The organism is Blattabacterium cuenoti, assembly GCF_014251555.1.
In the GTDB taxonomy this organism is placed as follows: domain Bacteria; phylum Bacteroidota; class Bacteroidia; order Flavobacteriales; family Blattabacteriaceae; genus Blattabacterium; species Blattabacterium cuenoti_P.
The window spans coordinates 553399-571182 of the sequence record NZ_CP059190.1 but is presented as its reverse complement, the minus strand read 5'-3'; the positions used below and the strand labels follow the sequence as shown (position 1 = coordinate 571182).

Below are 17784 nucleotides of genomic sequence, written 5' to 3'. Positions count from 1 at the left end.
AAAAAAAAACACAAAAATTAATTGTAGATTATATTTTTCATAGAAAAAATCTTATTTGTTTATTTCTATTAATAGATTGTAGATTTGTTATACAAAAAATAGATTTGGATTTCATGCAAAAATTAAACAATACAAAAACGAATTTTTGCATTATTTTTACAAAAATAGATAAATTGAATCATCAATTTATTGAAAAAAATATTTCTTTTTGTATAGAAAAAATTGAAAAAAACGGTTTAACTATGCCTATCTGGTTTAAAGTTTCCGCAAAGAAAAAAGATGGAAGAAATAACATCATTCAATATATCAAAAAAAAACTAAATGATTTTTATCAATCCTGTAAACAAAAACTGATTATTCCTAATTCATAAGATTTTAAACCGAATCCAAAAATTGTTCCTTTACATACGGGAGAAAGGAATGATTTTTTTCGAAAAGATTCTCTTAAATGAACATTGGAAATATGAATTTCTATAACCGGAGCTGAGATAGATTTGATTGCATCAGCAATTCCTATAGAAGTGTGAGTGTAGGCTCCTGCATTCAATACAATCCCATCCGATTGAAATCCTAAAGTATGTAAAAGATCTATAATTTTACCTTCACTATTGTTTTGATAATAAAGAATTTCTATATTAGAAAAAAGTTTTTTTTTCCTTATTTTATTGAGATAATCTAAAAAATTTTCAGTTCCGTATAATTCTGGTTCTCGTTTTCCTAAAAGATTTAAATTAGGACCATTGATGATGGTTATCTTTTTCATTTTATTATATTTTTTACTTCTTTTTGATTTAAAAAACACCAATTTCCTATCTTAATATTTTTCTTGGATAATCCCCCAAAACTGACTCTATCCAATTGAATTACTTGATAATCTAATTTTTTAAAAATTCGTTTGATAATTCTATTCCATCCTATATATAATCCTATTTTGACTTGATGTTTTGAATGACTTTTATTTACAAAAATCACTTTTACTTTTCCTTCTTTTAAATATATTTTTCCTTTTCTAATTTTATCTAAATCTTCATTCTTAATTTCCTTGTTTAAGGATACATGATATATCTTTTTGACATGATATTTTGGATGGGTTAGTTTTTCAGCTAAAATTCCATCATTTGTGAGTAGCAATACTCCTGTAGTCGAATAATCTAATCTCCCTACGGGAAAAATTCTGTATTCAGAAAAATTTGGAATTAAATTCATTACTGTTTTTCTGTTAAATGGATCCTTTGTTGTAGTGATAAATCCTCTGGGTTTGTTAAGTAATATATAAATTTTATTTTGAATTTTAATTTTTGATCCATGAAATGTGACAAGATCATTCGTATGAATGATAGTTCCTAATTTGCAAATAGGTTTTCCATTAACTTCTATAGCCCCAGATTGAATAAGTTCATCGGCATTTCTTCTGGAAGAAATTCCTGCATTAGATAAGTAATGATTTAGTCTAATTTTATTATTATTATGCATAAAAAAATTAAAAACGAAAGAGGACTTCCATAGTATATTTTTCCAATTTTTTTCTCGAAAGGTCATAATTTGGAGTAAAACCCAAAATAAATCCTCCTCCTCCAGAACCACACAATTTTAAATAATGAATATTATTAAATATTCCTTCTTCCCATATTTTACAGAAATTTTTTGGAATCATGGGACGAAAATGATGAAGAACCCAGGTAGAAAGTTTCTTAACATGTTTTAATAAAATTTTAAAATCTTCTTTTAAAAAAGCTTCAATACATTTTTCATTGTATTTTATAAATTCTTCTTTTAGAATTTTCTTGAATTTATCGTGTTTTAATTTTTCTAAAAAAAATTTGATCATAGAAGAAGTTTTGCTGGGAATCCCAGAATTTAATAAGAAAATAGCTCCTTCTCCTTTGTTTTTTTTGGGAAGTCCGATAGTGGATATATCTGTTTTTGAACGAATGAGTAGAGGGTGGTTTAGATAGCAAATCAAAGGATCTATTCCGGAGCTTTTTCCATGAAAAAAAGATTCCATTTGACTAAATATTTTTTTCAAAACTATTATATTTTCATTTTTTAAACACTTTTTGAATTTATTTTTTGCATATTTGTCATAAATGGCTGCAACTAATGCTCCGGAACTTCCTATTCCATACCCCTGAGGTATATTTGAATGAAAAGATAATCCCCTTTGTATATCTTTACGCAATTTTTTTAGATCTAATTTTGTTAAAATTTGTTTTTTTTTTCAGATAAGAAATTATAATATTTTTTAATTTCATGATTAGAACATAAAATATCTTTATTAAGTTCAGAATGGAATTTTAAAGTTCCTTTATAAAAATCATGAGGGATAGAAAGTCCACTAGAATTTTCTAGAATTCCATATTCCCCAAATAACAACACTTTTGCAGGAAATAAAGATTCTTTCATATTCTTTTTTCCTTTTTTAGGAGACAAATTTAATAAAAACTGAATTAATTTTTTTTAAATATTTAATTTCGTAATTTCCCTTTAGTTTTTTAAGAAAAAAATTAAAATGAAAATAGCCGTATATGGACAGAAATTTGGAGAAAAAAATATACCATGTTTAAATCAGTTCATAGGCTATGCATGTAGTCATTCAATAGAAATTCATATTGAAAAATCATTTTTTGATGTTTTGTCCTCTTTTGAAGAATTTAAAAATTTAGATTTTCCTGTATTTTCTCATTATAAAGAATTAACTAAGGATTTTAGTTTAATGTTTGCTTTTGGAGGAGATGGAACTATTTTATCTGCTATCACATTGATCAGAGATTCTGGGATCCCTATAGTTGGAGTCAATACAGGAAATCTAGGATTTTTGGCCACTTTCAATAAAGATGTATTTATTCAAAAAATAGATCAAATTTTCAATAAAAAACTTCATCTAATGCCTAGAAGTTTATTGTGGTTGGAAACTTCAATAACTGATCGTCATCCGTTTTTTAATTTTGCACTAAATGAAATTGTTATTCTTCGCAAGGAAACAGTTTCTATGATTACCATAGATGCTTATATTGATAATGAATTTTTGACTTCTTATTGGGCGGATGGATTGATTATTTCTACTCCAACTGGATCAACTGGATATTCTTTGAGTTGTGGAGGCCCTATTATTAGTCCTGATAATAAGAATTTTGTTCTTACACCTATATCTCCACATAATCTATTTTCACGTCCACTAATTATATCAGATCATCAAAAAGTTCATTTAAAAATACATAGTCGTGTTAAATCTTATTCTTTATCTATGGATACTAGGCTAACTTCTCTGAATAAGGAAAATGAATTGTATATCCAAAAAGCCCCTTTTTATATTTATCTTCTTCAAGAAGGAAAGAATACTTATTATAAAACATTGCGAGAAAAACTTTTATGGGGAATGGATCAAAGAAATTAAATATAAAAAATCTTTGTTTTTTATTTATATATATTTGTCAAAGATGTATTTATGATTTATTATGAAAAATTTATTAGAAAAAATAGATTATAATAATATTCCTCATCATGTAGCTATTATTATGGATGGAAATGGTCGTTGGGCCGAAAAAAAAGGAAAATTAAGAACATTTGGTCATGAAAAAGCAATCCAATCTGTAAGAGACACTATAAATGGATGTAAAGAATTGGGAATTCCTTATGTGACTTTATATGTTTTTTCTTCTGAAAATTGGAATAGGCCAAAGAAAGAAATAGATGATTTAATGCGTTTATTTCATACTAATTTAAAAATTCATCTAGAAGAAATTCATGAAAAAAATGTGAAAATTATTACAATAGGAGAAATTGAAAGATTTTCCGAAATTATTCAGAAAGAACTATTTTTTTTCATGAAAAAAACCAAATATAATACATCTGGAACTTTGATCCTAGCACTAAGTTATAGTGCTAGAAAAGAGATTTTAAGAGCAACAAAAAACATTGCTCAAAAAGTTTGCGATGGTTTATTTTCATTAAGAGATATAGACGATTCTTTTTTTCAAGATCATTTATACACTAAAGATTTACCAGATGTCGATTTAATCATCAGAACAAGCGGAGAACAACGTATTAGCAATTTTTTACTTTGGCAGTCTGCTTATGCGGAACTATATTTTACAAATATTTTGTGGCCTGATTTTCGAAAAAAAGATTTTTTTGAAGCCATCATCAATTATCAAAAAAGAAAACGTCGTTTTGGAAACGTTGAATAACTTTTTTCATTCATGAAAAAAAATATTTTTCTAAAAAGCATTTTTTATTTATTAATGATAATGCAAATACAACAAGGTTATTCTTTTATTCAAAAAGAGAATTTTAATTTTACAAAAAATGAAAATTCAAATTTAGTTGTGAAATCAGTCCATGTAATGGGAAAAACGAAATATGATAGTCATTTTATTTCCGATTTATCTGGTGTTTATTCTGGAGATTTAATTGATTCTTATGGAATGAAGATAGATAATGCCATCCAAAAATTGTGGAAAAGCAATCTCTTTAGAAACATATCTATTTACAAAAAAAATATATCTCAAAATGAAATAGATCTATTTTTTGAATTGGAAGATTTAATAGAAATTCATGAAGTTAAAGTTATAGGAATTAGAAAAGAACAATTTCCCAATATCAAGAGAATTAAATCTGGGGATAAAATTTCTGATGATTTGATTCAAACTATAAAAAACGATATTCAAGAGTATTACATAAAAAAAGGATATAATGAAATTAATATAAAAAATGAAATAATCAAAGAAAACAATAAAAATAAATTATATCTGTTTGTTGACAAAGGAAAAAAAATTGAAATAGAAAAAATATTCTTTGAGGGGAATCATGTCGTTAACAATAAAGAATTGATCAATCTAATGATCAAAACGAAAAAAAGTTTTTATATTCCAATCATAGAAAAATCTATTTATCTCTTCGTTCAAGAGAATATAAGAGAAGATTTAAAAAATATCGCAGAGAAGTATCAATCTATGGGATTTATTGACGTTCAAGTATTCTTAGATTCTGTTTGGAAAGAAGAATCTGGAAATTATAGAATAAAAATAAAAGTGATTGAGGGGGATAGATATTATTTAGGAAATGTAGATTTCTTAGGAAATAAGAAACTAAAAACAAACTATTTAAAAAAAATTTTCTTTTATAAAAAAGGAGATATTTATAACAAAATTGAAATCAAAAAAAATATTTTAAATGCTTCTTTCCCTTCCAGCATTCTATATACTTATTTAGATTTAGGCTATTTATTTGTTAATATAATTACGATAGAGAAGAGAGTAATAGACCATAAAATAGATTTGGAGATACAAATCAAAGAAAATCAACCTATATATATAAATAAAGTTGAAATATTAGGAAATTCAATAACTAAAGATCATGTAATTAGAAGAGAATTAAAAACTTTTCCAGGAGATTTGATTTCTCCTAAAAAAATGAAATACAGTTTATTAAATCTGGAAAATTTAAACCTTTTCGAAAAAGTATATTCTGAAATCAGGCCAAATCAAGAAAATAATTCTGTAGATATAGAATGGCATATTGTAGAAAAAAATACTAATGAATTTCAATTTCATGGAGGATTCGGAGGATTCGGAGGAAAAGATATGAAAAAGATTATTGGAAATTTTAAGTTAAACTTTGGAAACTTTTCTTTTAATAACTTTTTTAAATGGAAACTATGGAATCCTATTCCTCAAGGAGAGGGACAAAAATTAGTTATTTTTAGCCAATTGGGAAAAGATTTTACGTCTTATGGTTTTTCTTTCACAGAACCTTGGATAGAAAAAACAAATCCGACATCCTTGACTTTGAAAGGAAATTATTCAATAAAAAAAATAAATAATGAGGAAGATTTTTATTTTTTATCTCAAATATATAAGAATGCTAAAATAGAAGAAAAACAATTTTTAGAAAAAATAGGAACTTCTGTTAACTTAAATAAATTTTTAACTTTTTTAGATCCTTACTCAAAAATTTTAACATCTATTGATTACGATCAATTTATTTACAATATTAAAAAAATTGATTTGTATCACAAACGTAGGTTTCATAATCTTAGCTGTTTGATTTCATTACAAAGATTATCTACTGAACCTGATATCATATTTCCATTTAGAGGATCAAAAATACAATTGAATAGCATATTCACTCTTCCATATTCCATGATTTTAAAGGATAATGAGGAAAATAAAATGAAATGGATGGAGTATTATAAATTGAAAATAATTTTTTTTTGGTATAAAAAAATTATAAAAAACATAGCATTGAAAATAGGAGGGGAATTTGGATATCTAGGACAATATGATGATTCAAAAGAATTATTCCCATTTCAAAAATTTTATATAGGGGGAGTACAAAATAATTTATTTGGATCAAAATTAGAAGACAGAGACCATATTCCGTTAAGGGGGTATTCTTTTCCAAGAAATAATTTTAGATATCCAATTCCAAGTTATGGAGGAGTGATTTACAATAAACTTATTTTGGAAATGCGTTATTTAATTAAGGATTTTTCAAATTTGAAAATTTGGACTACTTTTTTTATGGAAGGAGGAAATGTCAGCGATTCTTATAAAAACTTTCATCCATTAACAATGAATAAATCTTTGGGATTTGGATTTCGTTTATTTTGGAATCCAATAGGATTTATAGGAGTAGATTTTGGATATCCTCTAGATAATATAGCACATGAAACTCAATCAAAATGGAGAACACATTTCATTATAGGAAAAGATTTGTAATTAACAAAATATAAAAATCATATGGGAAAAAATACAATTTTTTATTTTTTATTATTTTTCTTTTTATTTGGATATTCGTACTCTTATTCTAACTCTTATTCTAAAGAATGTAAACAAAAAATAGTTTGTCTTAATAGCATGGTTATTATAGAAAAAATGCCAGAATTTTCTACTGCTCAGAGAGAATTAGATAGAATTAGTAAAATACACGAAAATATATTAGATAAATTAGCAAAAGAATTTCACAAAAAAGCAGAAAAATTTCAAAAAAATAAAAACCCAATTCTTAAAAAAGAATTAGAAATTTTGCAAGCAAGAGCTCATGCATATCAAAAAACAGCAGCTGATGATTTAACCAAAAATCAAAATAAATTATTAAATCCTATATATAAGAGAATAGAAAAAGCGATTCATAAAGTAATAGAAAAAGATAAAAATATTATAAGAGTTGATGATTGTAGTCCTGGAAAAGGAGTTTTGGTTAATAAAGGAAAAGATATAACAGAGGAAGTTAAAAAAGAATTAGGAATATAAAAAAAAAGTGGTATCTCCCGGAATCGAACCGGGGACACAAGGATTTTCAGTCCTTTGCTCTACCTACTGAGCTAAGATACCAATCAAACAAAAGTACAATAATAAGTAATAAATCAAAAAGTTACATCATCATATTTTTTTTATTAGTTTTATTTATTTTTTCTTGTAAAAAAGAAGAATTTTTAATAAAAAAAAATAAAATAAAAATTCCTCAAAGAATTTTCATTAAAACAAGCATTTTATACAAAGAAAATGGTTTATTGAGAATTTTCATGTACTCACCTATAATCAAAGAATATACTTCTTACACCTTATTTCCAAATGGTTTTTTCTTATTTATTTATGAAAATAATGCCAATAAATATACTTATCTTAAAGCAGATTGGGTTAAATCAATTGGAAAAATAATTTATCATATTAAAGGAAATATTAGAATTATGAATTCTAATGGATACTTTATAAAAACTGAAGAAATTTTCTGGAATAGAAAACAGAAAAAAATATTTAATGAAAAGTATACAATGATATATAATTCAGATGGAACTATATTACATGCAATAAATGGAATAGAAGCTTCTGAAAATTTCAAAAAAATTAAATTAAAAAATATTAGTGGGACTTTACCTTTGATATAATATGATTTTTCATATTAGTATAATTTTTATTACTATACTTATATCTGCTTTTTTTTCTGGTATGGAAATGGCTTTAATTTCTTCTAGTCTATTTAAAATAGAATTAGAGAAGAAAAAAGGGTCGTTTCGTTCTAAAATTCTTTCTAAAAGTATTAGTAATCCTAAAAAATTTATAACTACAATGCTAATTGGGAATACCATATCTTTAGTCATATATGGGATTTATATGGGGAAATTATTTTTTTCTATTTTACCAAAAGAATTTTTGGATAATTCTTTATGGATAATTTTCTTAGAAACGGTTTTTTCCGCTACTGTTATTTTAATTATTGGAGAATTTATTCCTAAAATAATATTTAGTGTATATTCAAATGAATTATTGAGTTTATTTATTGTTCCCGTATATATTATATGTAAAATTTTTTCTCCTATTACTAACTCTGTTATTTGGATTTCTAATGTTTTTTTAAAAATTTTAGGAGAAAAAGAAAATGATAAAAAGAAAATTTTTGATAAAGAAGATTTAATTTATTTTTTATCAGAAAATATGGGAAATAATATTAAGGGAAAAGGGTTTGTTGAATCTGAAATTGAAATTTTTCATAAAGCTTTGGATTTTTCAGAAAAAAAAGCACGAGAGTGTATGGTACCTAGAAAAGAAATAGTTTCTTCTAATCTTACATTTTCATCTATGGATAATATTCGTAATCTTTTCACAGAAAGTGGATTATCTAAAATAGTGATTTATAAAAATAATATAGATAATATTATAGGATACATTCATTATTTAGAACTTTTGAAAAAACCAAAAAATATTGAGTCTGTAATTCGATCTGTAGAATTAGTTTATATTACCACACCTGTGAGAGAGATCATGGATCTTTTAATTAAAAAAAAGAGAAGTATAGCTATAGTTTTAGATGAGTATGGAGGAACGGCAGGGATGATAACTATAGAAGATATCTTAGAAGAATTTATTGGTGATATAAAAGATGAACATGATGAAAATATTTTATTAGATAAAAGATTAAATGATTATGAATTTTTATTTTCTGCACGTCTAGAAATCGATTTTATTAATGCAAAGTACGATTTAGATCTTCCAAAATCCGAAAAATATGAAACTTTAGGTGGCTTGATAGTAACTTATACAGGAAATATTCCTAAATATGGAGAAAAAATTGTCATCAATAAAAATTTTTTTATTGAAATTAAAAAAGTATCTAAGAATAAAATAGAAGAAGTTCTTCTTCAAAAAAAATCTTGATTTAAAATGAGTTTTTTAGAAAAAATCAGAAAAAATACATGGTTAATTTTCTTATTTATAGGAATTTCTTTAGTATTTTTTGTATTAGATCCTAATCTTTTGTTAAAATTTTTTTCTGAAAATTCTAATGTAATAGGAAAAGTAAATGGAGATAATATTTTTCTCAAAGAATATATTGATAATATTCAATTCTTGAAACGATTTCGTGAAGTAGAATCTGATTCCTCTTTGAAAAATGATGTTTGGAAATTGTTAATTAATGAAAAAGTGTTAACCCAACAAGCAGCTAAATTAGGAATACAAAGTACAAAAAAAGATTTTTGGAAAGCTATAGAAAAACAATCTATATATAGTAAAATTTCTGATTTTCAAGATGAAAAAGGAAATATGGATCTAGAAAAATTTAGATTATATTTAAAAAATTTAGATAAATTATCTAATAAAACTCCTCAGGTAGAAGAAGAAAAAAATATTTGGTCTTATGAAAAGAAGAATATTATAAAAAGAATTGTTGCAAAAAAATATGTAGAAATGTTGATGTATGGATTGAATACTTCTTTTGTAGAAGCTGAATTAAATTACAGAGATAAAAATTATTTTTCTATTATTGATTATGTTTTTATTCCTTATTCAGAGATAGAAAAAAAATATAGACCAATAAAAAATTATGAGATTTTGGATTACATTAAAAAAAACAAGTTTCTTTATAAAAAAGAAAATTTAAGAAATCTTAGTTTCGTTATTTTACGTTCTCATCCATCTTTGGATGATGAGAAAAATATGTATACTGAAATCAATAAGTTATTTAATAAATTGAAATCTTCTAATCATCATTCTATGATTGTTTCCAGTCAATCTGAAAGACCTTTTGATTCTAATTTTTATTTAAAAAAAAATCTTCCTCCTATTTTACAAGATTTTGTGGAAAAAAATAACAGGATTGGGAGCATGTTTGGACCTGTGAAAGAGAACAATATTTGTATTATGGCTAAATTAACTGGAAAAAAAATGGTATACAATTCTGTTTTATCCAGTCATATATTGATTTCGCATAAAGAAGCTATACGTTCTTCTAATCAAAGAACAAAAAAAGAAGCTGAAAATCTAGCTAAAAAAATATATCATCTTGTTAAAAAAAGTCCTTCTCAATTCGATTCTTTAGTAATGGAAAAATCTGATGATTTCATTAATGCAAAAAAAAGCAAAGGAAGCTTAGGATGGATGAAATACGAAGAACAAAATAAATTTGATATTTTTTCGTCAGAAAACAAAAAAGGAATAATAGTTTTTACTGAAACTAAATTTGGATACCATATTCTCAGAATAGACAATCAAAAAGATCTTCGTCCTGTGTATCAATTTGCTATAATCATAAAAACTCTTGTTCCATCAAAAAAAACGGAAGATCTGCTTCATAAAAATGTTGTTCAATTTGTGAAAGAAAATAAGAATTACAATTTGAATACATTTATTAATAATGCGAGAAAAAAAAGATACGAAACTGTATTTCTAGAAACAGTAAAAAATCATCAATGGAATATCCATGGATTAAATACTGAATTAGATAAAGAAATCATAAATTGGTCTTATGAAAAAAATAGAAAAGAAGGAGATCTTAAAATTTTTTGCACTTCAAACAGAGATTACATTATAGTGTTTTTATCTAAAATTCAAAAGGAAGAATATCCTATTGAAGAAATAAAAAATAATTTGATTCCTCTATTGAGGAATAGAAAAATCAGTCACGATTTATCTAAAAATAATTATAATGATTTGGAAAATATAGCTATTCATTTTTCTAAGAAAATCAATAAATCTTGTAAAATCAATTTTTATAATTCTATGATTGGTGAATACAAAGAGCCTAAAGTAGTAGGATATGCTTTTTCTTCAAAATTATACAAGACTTCTAAACCCATATTAGGGGAAAGAGGAGTCTTTTTTGTAAGACCATTAAAACGTTTTAATACATCTAGAAATCCTTCTTATTTTTCTTCTGAAGTAGAATTCTTAAATGCTTCTTTAAGGAGAAACATTTTAGAAAAATTAGGAGATGTATTGATTGAAAAATCTAGAGTTAAAGATTATAGAAAAAATATTTAACGTTTAACAGAATAAGGGGGTATATTTTTCTTTGTTTTTCTTTCTTTTTTAGAAGAAATAGAAGTTTGCTTTTTTTGATGATCCTGCATAAGAATTTCATTTTTTATTTTTTCTTTAGCATTTTTTAAATATCGTATACCTTCTCCTAAACCACGAGCTATGTCCGGTATTTTTTTTGGTCCAAATATGAGAATAGCTACCAAAATGATAAAAAAACTTTCTTCAATACTAATAAATAAAAAATTTGTCATTTTTCTATATTTTTTTTACAAAAATCGTATACTATGGATGAAGCTATGAATATAGAAGAATAAGTTCCAATGCTGACTCCAATAAATAAAGCCAACATAAAACCACGAAGGGATGTCCCTCCAAATAAAAAAATGATGGAAATTACTAATAAAGTGATTAATGAAGTATTTATAGTTCTTGTTAAAGAACTAGCAATACCTGTGTTAATAGTTTGTTTCATTGTTGAAAACATTGTCATTCTTGAAATTTTTCTAATTTGATCATAAACAATTACAGTATCATTAATGGAATAACCAATTATGGTTAATAACGATGCTATAAAAGATTGATCTATTTCTAGAATAGAAAAATTTCTATGAAAAAAAGAGAATATGCCAAGGACAATTACTGAATCATGAATTAAAGATACTACAGCACCTAATCCAAATTGCCATTTTTTGAATCTTATAAAGATGTATAAAAATATTCCTATTAAAGAAATAATAATTGATACAAAAGATTTATCTCTCATATCTTTAGCTATTAGAGGTTCCACTTTTTCGGAAGATAAAATTCCTAAAGGTTTATCTTTTTCTATATTTTTAAAATCCCTAAAACCAAAATGAACAGGAAAATAATTTTTTAAAGATATGAACATTTTTTGCAAAATTTCTTCGTCTACTTTATTATTCTCTTCCCATATTTTGTATTTAGTCACTATTTTCAATTGATTTTCATTTCCAAATGTCTTGACATTTGGAAATGAAGGCTTTCCTTTTTCTATGAATGTTTTTGATAAAATTTCAGAAATTTTTTCAGGGTTTATTTTTCGATCAAAAAGAATTACATAAGAACGGCCTCCAACGAAATCTAATCCAAGATTTAAGCCTTGAAAAATTATAGAATATACACTAACTATCAAAAGAACAGAAGAAATCATATAAGACCACTTTCTTTTAGACAAAAAATCCCATTGTCTGTTTTGAATTCTATGAAAAGCATTCATAAACAACATTATTTTATTACTAAAAGTAATCTTTTGATATTTTTTTAAATGCCATTCTAATAATAATCTTCCTAAACAAGTAGAAGTAAACACAGATGTTATGATTCCAATAATTAAAGTTGTGGAAAATCCTTGAATTGGTCCTGTTCCAAAATAGAATAAAATAACTCCACATAACAAAGTGGTAATTTGTCCATCTATAATTGAAGATAAAGCCCCTTGCAACGTATAACTATTATGAATAGATGTGAAAATAGAAATTTTATTTTTTATATTCTCCTTAATTTTTTCATAAATCAGAATGTTTGCATCCATAGACATGGCTAATGTTAGTATAATTCCTGCAATTCCAGGAAAAGTTAATACTGCGTTCATGGAAATAAGAATGCCAAAAATAAATATTATGTTGAAAATTAAAACTATATCAGAATACAATCCTGGAATCGAATAATAAAAAATCATCCAAAAGAATACAAAAAACAAGGCAATTAAAAAAGATTTTACTCCTTTTTGAATTGATTCTCTTCCCAAAGAAGGTCCTACCACATCAGTTTGAACAATGTCCACTGAAGTAGGAAGTTCTCCTGCATTCAATACATTAACTAAATCATTCGATTCTTGTATCGAAAAATGTCCAGATATTTGAGACATTCCATTTGGAATAACTGATTGAACTAAAGGAATTGCATAGACCAAATCATCAAGCACTATTGCTATATTTTTACCTATATTCTTTTCAGTAAATATTTTCCATTTTTTGGTTCCTTCTTGATTCATTTTTATGTTAACGGATATTTCATTAAAAGAACCAAAAGATTTATAGGCACGAGTCACAATATCTCCATTCAAGAATGTTGACTTTTCTTCATTATTTATTTTTACAGCAAATAATTGCAAAAAATTTTTATTTAAAATACTTTTAGCTCCCCACAAGAACTTTACATAACGCAAATTATATGGTAAAGCTTCCGTAGCTTCTATTGAATTTAAAAATTCAGAAATTACTTTCTGATGTTTTTTATGAACTAATCCAACTATGTTGGTTGACTTTAGGTTATAAATATTCAAAAGATCTATAAAAGATTTTTTTTTATTTAGTTTTCTATGAAAAAATTTATTTATTTCGTTAAAATATGGGAAAACTTCTTGAAAGTTATAAGTCTCAAAAAAATGCAGTTCTGCTTTTTTTTCTAAAATGTTTTTTATTCTATCTACATCTTTGATTCCAGATAATTCTATTAAAATTCGACTCGAATTTTTTATACGTTGTATATTTGGTTGTAGAACTCCAAATTGATCTATTCTAGATCTCAATATGTTTTGAATGGAAATAATAGATGATTCTATTCTTTTTCTAAGAAAAGTTTCTACTTCTACATTTGAACTGTTTGAATCGATTTTTTCTATATTGAGTCGATTTCCAAATAAATCGGGAGAAGATAAACTAATGTTTAGTTGATTAAAAAAATTGATAAAAAATGATAAATAATCTCCATTTTGATTTTCTTTTTTTTTCTTATCCGCATATTCTAATGCTTTTATAAAAAAAGGATTTTTAGAATTTTCAGAAAGTTTTTTCAATAAGTCTTTTTCAGATACATCTAAAATTATGCTAATTCCTCCTTTCAAATCTAAACCTAGATTTAGAGTTTTTTTATTATTTTTGAATACACTGGAATGTATATAATATAAACAAATTGCAGTCAATATTATGGTTGTAAAAATCGTAAAAAAGTTTCCTATACGCATTTTATTTTTCTAACGATTTGCAGATTCGCATAGTAAAAATATAAAAATTAGATGTGAAATTATTATTTCACTAACAGATTAAAAAATTTTATAATGACCTTTGGCTGTCAAGATTAAGAAAATTGAATGAATGTACTTAAAAAAAATTTTAGCTTATTCAAAATCAACATATTATGTAATTTTCTGCATTCTTTATTTTCAATTATATCCATCATCTCGATTTCATCTGTACTAAGTATTTTACTTGAATCTTCCAAAGACAAAAATAAAACAACATTTTTTAATTCTTTTAATAGTTATTTTGATTTTATCATCAAATATTTTCATGATTATATAAAAATATTATCAGATAAATACGGAAAAATAAATACTTTGGCTATATTTTGTGTTTTTATCATTCTTTTTTTTTTAATCAAAAATGTTTTTCGATATTTAGCAGAATATTTTTTAATCGGAATAAGAACTTCTATCGTTCGAAATATTCGAAATGATTTTCACAAAAAAATATTGTCTTTCCCCGTAATTTTTTTTTCCGATAAAAGAAACGGAGGTTTAATGTCTAAAATGATGTGAATGAAATCGAAATCTCTATTGTGAATTCTTTAGCTAATTTAATTAGTTATCCAATTATGGTTCTTTTTCATTTGCTTACTTTGTTTTTTTATGAATTATTAGCTAACTTTTTTCGCTTTTTTATTACATCCTTTAATGGGGCCTTTTATATGCATTATAGGGAATCGTTTGAAAAAAGACGCTATAGGGGCTCAAAATCAGTTAGTAAAATTATTTTCTTTTATAGAAAAAACTTTAAATTCAACGAAAATTATAAATATTTTCAATGCTGAAAATCAAATGCAAAAACGTTTCGAACAAGTATCTGAATGTCAAAAAATACTTTCTGCTCGCGTTAACAGAAAAACAGAAAAAAAGAATTAGCTTCTCCAACGATTGTAGAAATATTAAAAACAAAATGCGTATCAAATGAAAAAATCAGATCAAAATCTATTTTTCATTTTGAAAACGAAATCTTGTTTCATAATGTTACATTTACTTACAACAAAGCTGTTTTAATTCAAAATTTGAGTTTTTCTTTAAAAAAAGGAAAAACGATAGCTTTAGTAGGAAGATCTGGGAGTGGTAAATCAACTGTTGCTAATTTATTAGCAAACATTTATAATGTTATATCTGTAGAAATAATGATTCTGTTTTTAATAATATAGCATTGGGTGTAGAAAAAAAAATATCTATAAGTACTGTCGTAAAAGCAGCTAAAATTGCAAATGCTCATTGTTTTATAGAAAAACTTCCAAAAGGATATGAAACTATTATTGGATACAATGGATTATCTTTAGGACAAAAACAAAGAATTAGTATAGCTAGGGCTGTATTGAAAAATCCTCCAATCATGATTTTGGATGAAGCTACTTCTTCTATAGATGCAAAATCAGAGATTGAAGTTCAAAAAGCATTAAATAAAATGATTAAAAATAGAACGTCTCTCGTCATAGATCACCGATTGTCTTCTCCCATTATCCAAAATGCGGACTATATTATTGTGTTGGAAAAAGGAAAAATCATAGAACAAGGGAAACATAAAACTCTAATTTCAAAAAAAGGAACTTACAGGAATCTAATGAATAGACAAAGTTTTTGAATGAAAATGAATATTGTAAAATCTATTACAGAAATTTTTGATCATCCTGTTTTATCTATTACCATTATAGGAAACCTATTTTTAATAGAAAGTATTTTATCCATAGATAATGCAGCAATGTTAGCTTCTATGATTATGAATTTAAAAAAAGAAGATAGAAAAAAAGCTATAAAATATGGAATCATTGGTGCTTATTTTTTTAGAGGTTTATGCTTACTGTTTGCTTCTGTTTTAATAAAAATATGGTGGTTAAAACCATTAGGTGGTTTATATTTAATTTTTGTAGGATTAAATCATTTCTTAACAAGAAGAAATTTATTATCAAAAAATTCAAAAAATGTAAAAAAAAAAGATTCTTTTTGGAAAATTATTTTTTTCATAGAAATCATGGATTTATCTTTTTCTATTGATAATATTTTCGCTTCTGTTGCTCTGTCAGAAAACTTTCTATTAATTTTTTTAGGTGTATTTATAGGAATTTTGTCAATGAGATTGATTGCTCAATTTTTTATTCAATTAATGGAAAAGATTCCAGAATTAAAAAATTCTGCTTTTTTCATAATTATTGTTCTCGGAATCAAACTTATTCTTTCTTCTTTTAAAAATTATAGTTTTTTTCCACCCGAAGGAATATTTTCGTTATTCACTTTTTCAATATTCGTATTTCCCATTCTTTTTTCATGGGTAAAAAAAATCATAAATAAAAAAAAATTAAAATAAGATGGTAATAGGATCTTCTAAAAAGTTTCTAAGAGAATGAATATAGCTACTTCCTACAGCTCCATCTATAATTCTATGATCACAAGACAAAGTAATTTTCATTACACTTCCTATTTTTATTTTAGAATTTTTAATAATTGGCCGTTTCATAATAGATCCTACAGATAAAATGGAAGAGTTAGGAATATTAATAATGGAAGTAAAAGACTCTATTCCATACATCCCCAAATTAGAAACTGTAAAAGTGCTGTTTTCTATTTCTTCTGGTTGTATTTTTTTTGATTTTGAACGTAATACTTTATCTTTGATTTCTTTGGATATTTGTAATAGTGATTTTTGATCTGCATTTTTAATAACTGGTACTATTAATCCATCTTTGACTGCTACAGCTACTCCAATATGAATCTGTGAATGAAGTATAACTTCTTCTTCGTCCCAAGATATATTCATATCAGGATGTTTCTTCAAAGACAGAGCTACTGCTTTTATAATAATATCATTAAATGATATCTTTTCTTCCAAAGAAAGTTTATCATTTAAATTTTTCCTTAATTCAATTAATTTATCCACATTGATTTCATTAAATAAATAATAATGTGGAGCAGATAATTTAGAAAAAGTTAAATGCTTTGCTATTTTTCTTCTCATAGAAGAATGAGCTATTTTTTGATTCACTTCCTTTAATTTTGTTTTTTCATAGTATTCAATATCTCTTTTGACGATTCTTCCATCTTCTCCACTTCCCTTGATATCACTTATAGATACTCCCATCCTTTGAGCCATCTTTTTTGCCAAAGGAGAAATAAATATTCTATCCTGTTTATTTTTTTGATATTTCTTATCTTTTTTTTTGATTTCTTTTTCTTCTTTCTTTGATTTTGAAATGAGATGACTGATATCTTCTCCTTCATCTCCTATAATCGCTAAGATATCATTCACACGTGTTTTTTCCCCTTCTTTAACCCCAATAAAAAGTAAAAATCCACTGACATCTATTTCAAAATCTTGAGTAGCTTTATCTGTTTCTATTTCAGCTAGAATATCACCTTCCGAAACTTTATCTCCTATTTTTTTATTCCATTTGATTACAGTCCCCTCTTCCATTGTGTCACTTAATTGGGGCATAGATATTATTTCTGCCATTATTTTAAGGTATTTTTTTGATC

At 25.1% G+C, this 17784-nt stretch carries 15 protein-coding genes, 1 tRNA gene and 3 pseudogenes; 12 read left to right on the top strand and 7 right to left on the bottom strand.

Features of this window, described 5'->3' with window-relative positions:
- Positions 1 to 371, top strand: a pseudogene (locus H0H68_RS02815) (ribosome biogenesis GTP-binding protein YihA/YsxC); the annotation flags it as partial.
- Here the strand turns inward: H0H68_RS02815 and aroQ are convergent.
- From aroQ to H0H68_RS02800, 3 genes and pseudogenes are all read right to left on the bottom strand, one after another.
- A complete protein-coding gene (gene aroQ, locus H0H68_RS02810; protein WP_185853281.1) occupies positions 332 to 763 on the bottom strand; it encodes a type II 3-dehydroquinate dehydratase in 432 nt (143 codons plus the stop codon). The pseudogene H0H68_RS02815 and the gene aroQ sit on opposite strands and share 40 nt — an antisense overlap.
- Positions 760 to 1473: a pseudouridine synthase gene (locus tag H0H68_RS02805; protein ID WP_185853280.1), complete on the bottom strand. Its 714-nt coding sequence runs from the start codon at positions 1471 to 1473 to the stop codon at positions 760 to 762. The genes aroQ and H0H68_RS02805 overlap by 4 nt, the downstream gene beginning before the upstream one ends.
- Before the next feature lie 7 nt (positions 1474 to 1480).
- Positions 1481 to 2403, bottom strand: a pseudogene (locus H0H68_RS02800) (mevalonate kinase family protein).
- Between the two features lie 106 nt (positions 2404 to 2509).
- Between H0H68_RS02800 and H0H68_RS02795 the strand changes: the two are divergent.
- From H0H68_RS02795 to H0H68_RS02780, 4 genes are all read left to right on the top strand, one after another.
- Entirely contained in the window at positions 2510 to 3394 is an 885-nt protein-coding gene (locus H0H68_RS02795; RefSeq protein WP_185853279.1) for an NAD kinase, read from the top strand.
- 61 nt (positions 3395 to 3455) lie between these two features.
- Positions 3456 to 4187 carry an isoprenyl transferase gene (locus H0H68_RS02790; RefSeq protein WP_185853278.1) on the top strand — a complete coding sequence of 244 codons (732 nt, stop codon included), beginning with the start codon at positions 3456 to 3458 and terminating at the stop codon, positions 4185 to 4187.
- A 12-nt stretch (positions 4188 to 4199) separates the two neighbouring features.
- Positions 4200 to 6719 carry a BamA/OMP85 family outer membrane protein gene (locus H0H68_RS02785; RefSeq protein ID WP_185853277.1) on the top strand — a complete coding sequence of 840 codons (2520 nt, stop codon included), beginning with the start codon at positions 4200 to 4202 and terminating at the stop codon, positions 6717 to 6719.
- A 21-nt stretch (positions 6720 to 6740) separates the two neighbouring features.
- Entirely contained in the window at positions 6741 to 7253 is a 513-nt protein-coding gene (locus H0H68_RS02780; RefSeq protein ID WP_185853276.1) for an OmpH family outer membrane protein, read from the top strand.
- An 8-nt stretch (positions 7254 to 7261) separates the two neighbouring features.
- On the opposite strand, the gene H0H68_RS02775 is transcribed toward H0H68_RS02780, so the two are convergent.
- Positions 7262 to 7334, bottom strand: a tRNA-Phe gene (locus tag H0H68_RS02775).
- A gap of 191 nt (positions 7335 to 7525) precedes the next feature.
- Between H0H68_RS02775 and H0H68_RS02770 the strand changes: the two genes are divergently transcribed.
- The 3 genes from H0H68_RS02770 to H0H68_RS02760 are packed head-to-tail and all read left to right on the top strand — an operon-like array spanning position 7526 to position 11258.
- Positions 7526 to 7888, top strand: a complete 363-nt coding sequence (locus H0H68_RS02770; protein WP_238783943.1) for a hypothetical protein — start codon at positions 7526 to 7528, stop codon at positions 7886 to 7888.
- A gap of 1 nt (position 7889) precedes the next feature.
- Positions 7890 to 9155 carry a hemolysin family protein gene (locus tag H0H68_RS02765; RefSeq protein WP_185853275.1) on the top strand — a complete coding sequence of 422 codons (1266 nt, stop codon included), beginning with the start codon at positions 7890 to 7892 and terminating at the stop codon, positions 9153 to 9155.
- A gap of 6 nt (positions 9156 to 9161) precedes the next feature.
- Positions 9162 to 11258: a SurA N-terminal domain-containing protein gene (locus tag H0H68_RS02760; protein ID WP_185853274.1), complete on the top strand. Its 2097-nt coding sequence runs from the start codon at positions 9162 to 9164 to the stop codon at positions 11256 to 11258.
- Here H0H68_RS02760 and H0H68_RS02755 read toward each other — a convergent pair.
- The gene (locus tag H0H68_RS02755) at positions 11255 to 11509 is read right to left on the bottom strand and encodes a Sec-independent protein translocase subunit TatA/TatB (protein ID WP_185853273.1); all 255 of its coding nucleotides are present in this window, start codon (positions 11507 to 11509) and stop codon (positions 11255 to 11257) included. The two genes, H0H68_RS02760 and H0H68_RS02755, sit on opposite strands and share 4 nt — an antisense overlap.
- Positions 11506 to 14244, bottom strand: a complete 2739-nt coding sequence (secD, locus tag H0H68_RS02750; protein WP_185853272.1) for a protein translocase subunit SecD — start codon at positions 14242 to 14244, stop codon at positions 11506 to 11508. Before secD ends, H0H68_RS02755 begins: the two co-directional genes overlap by 4 nt.
- A 126-nt stretch (positions 14245 to 14370) precedes the next feature.
- On the opposite strand from secD, the gene H0H68_RS03195 reads away from it, so the two are divergent.
- From H0H68_RS03195 to H0H68_RS02740, 4 genes and pseudogenes are all read left to right on the top strand, one after another.
- Positions 14371 to 14817, top strand: coding sequence for an ABC transporter transmembrane domain-containing protein (locus H0H68_RS03195; protein WP_238783942.1), 447 nt, complete (start codon positions 14371 to 14373; stop codon positions 14815 to 14817).
- Between the two features lie 135 nt (positions 14818 to 14952).
- A complete protein-coding gene (locus tag H0H68_RS03190) occupies positions 14953 to 15180 on the top strand; it encodes a hypothetical protein (protein WP_238783940.1) in 228 nt (75 codons plus the stop codon).
- A gap of 161 nt (positions 15181 to 15341) precedes the next feature.
- Positions 15342 to 15898: pseudogene (locus tag H0H68_RS03185) on the top strand (ATP-binding cassette domain-containing protein); the annotation flags it as partial.
- Positions 15899 to 15904: 6 nt separating this feature from the next.
- The gene (locus H0H68_RS02740; protein WP_185853646.1) at positions 15905 to 16618 is read left to right on the top strand and encodes a DUF475 domain-containing protein; all 714 of its coding nucleotides are present in this window, start codon (positions 15905 to 15907) and stop codon (positions 16616 to 16618) included.
- On the opposite strand, the gene H0H68_RS02735 is transcribed toward H0H68_RS02740, so the two are convergent.
- Positions 16610 to 17761, bottom strand: coding sequence for a dihydrolipoamide acetyltransferase family protein (locus H0H68_RS02735; RefSeq protein WP_185853271.1), 1152 nt, complete (start codon positions 17759 to 17761; stop codon positions 16610 to 16612). The genes H0H68_RS02740 and H0H68_RS02735 overlap by 9 nt on opposite strands.
- Positions 17762 to 17784 lie beyond the last annotated feature (23 nt).

Excerpts from the sequence above, each read along its gene's own strand:
- H0H68_RS02765 (WP_185853275.1), top strand. The coding sequence starts at position 7,890 with ATGATTTTTCATATTAGTATAATTTTTATTACTATACTTATATCTGCT.
- H0H68_RS03190 (WP_238783940.1), top strand. The coding sequence starts at position 14,953 with ATGGGGCCTTTTATATGCATTATAGGGAATCGTTTGAAAAAAGACGCT.
- H0H68_RS02795 (WP_185853279.1), top strand. The coding sequence starts at position 2,510 with ATGAAAATAGCCGTATATGGACAGAAATTTGGAGAAAAAAATATACCA.
- H0H68_RS02770 (WP_238783943.1), top strand. The coding sequence starts at position 7,526 with ATGTACTCACCTATAATCAAAGAATATACTTCTTACACCTTATTTCCA.
- H0H68_RS02755 (WP_185853273.1), bottom strand. The coding sequence starts at position 11,509 with ATGACAAATTTTTTATTTATTAGTATTGAAGAAAGTTTTTTTATCATT.
- H0H68_RS03195 (WP_238783942.1), top strand. The coding sequence starts at position 14,371 with ATGAATGTACTTAAAAAAAATTTTAGCTTATTCAAAATCAACATATTA.
- H0H68_RS02805 (WP_185853280.1), bottom strand. The coding sequence starts at position 1,473 with ATGCATAATAATAATAAAATTAGACTAAATCATTACTTATCTAATGCA.
- secD (WP_185853272.1), bottom strand. The coding sequence starts at position 14,244 with ATGCGTATAGGAAACTTTTTTACGATTTTTACAACCATAATATTGACT.
- H0H68_RS02760 (WP_185853274.1), top strand. The coding sequence starts at position 9,162 with ATGAGTTTTTTAGAAAAAATCAGAAAAAATACATGGTTAATTTTCTTA.
- aroQ (WP_185853281.1), bottom strand. The coding sequence starts at position 763 with ATGAAAAAGATAACCATCATCAATGGTCCTAATTTAAATCTTTTAGGA.
- H0H68_RS02785 (WP_185853277.1), top strand. The coding sequence starts at position 4,200 with ATGAAAAAAAATATTTTTCTAAAAAGCATTTTTTATTTATTAATGATA.
- H0H68_RS02780 (WP_185853276.1), top strand. The coding sequence starts at position 6,741 with ATGGGAAAAAATACAATTTTTTATTTTTTATTATTTTTCTTTTTATTT.
- H0H68_RS02790 (WP_185853278.1), top strand. The coding sequence starts at position 3,456 with ATGAAAAATTTATTAGAAAAAATAGATTATAATAATATTCCTCATCAT.
- H0H68_RS02735 (WP_185853271.1), bottom strand. The coding sequence starts at position 17,761 with ATGGCAGAAATAATATCTATGCCCCAATTAAGTGACACAATGGAAGAG.
- H0H68_RS02740 (WP_185853646.1), top strand. The coding sequence starts at position 15,905 with ATGAATATTGTAAAATCTATTACAGAAATTTTTGATCATCCTGTTTTA.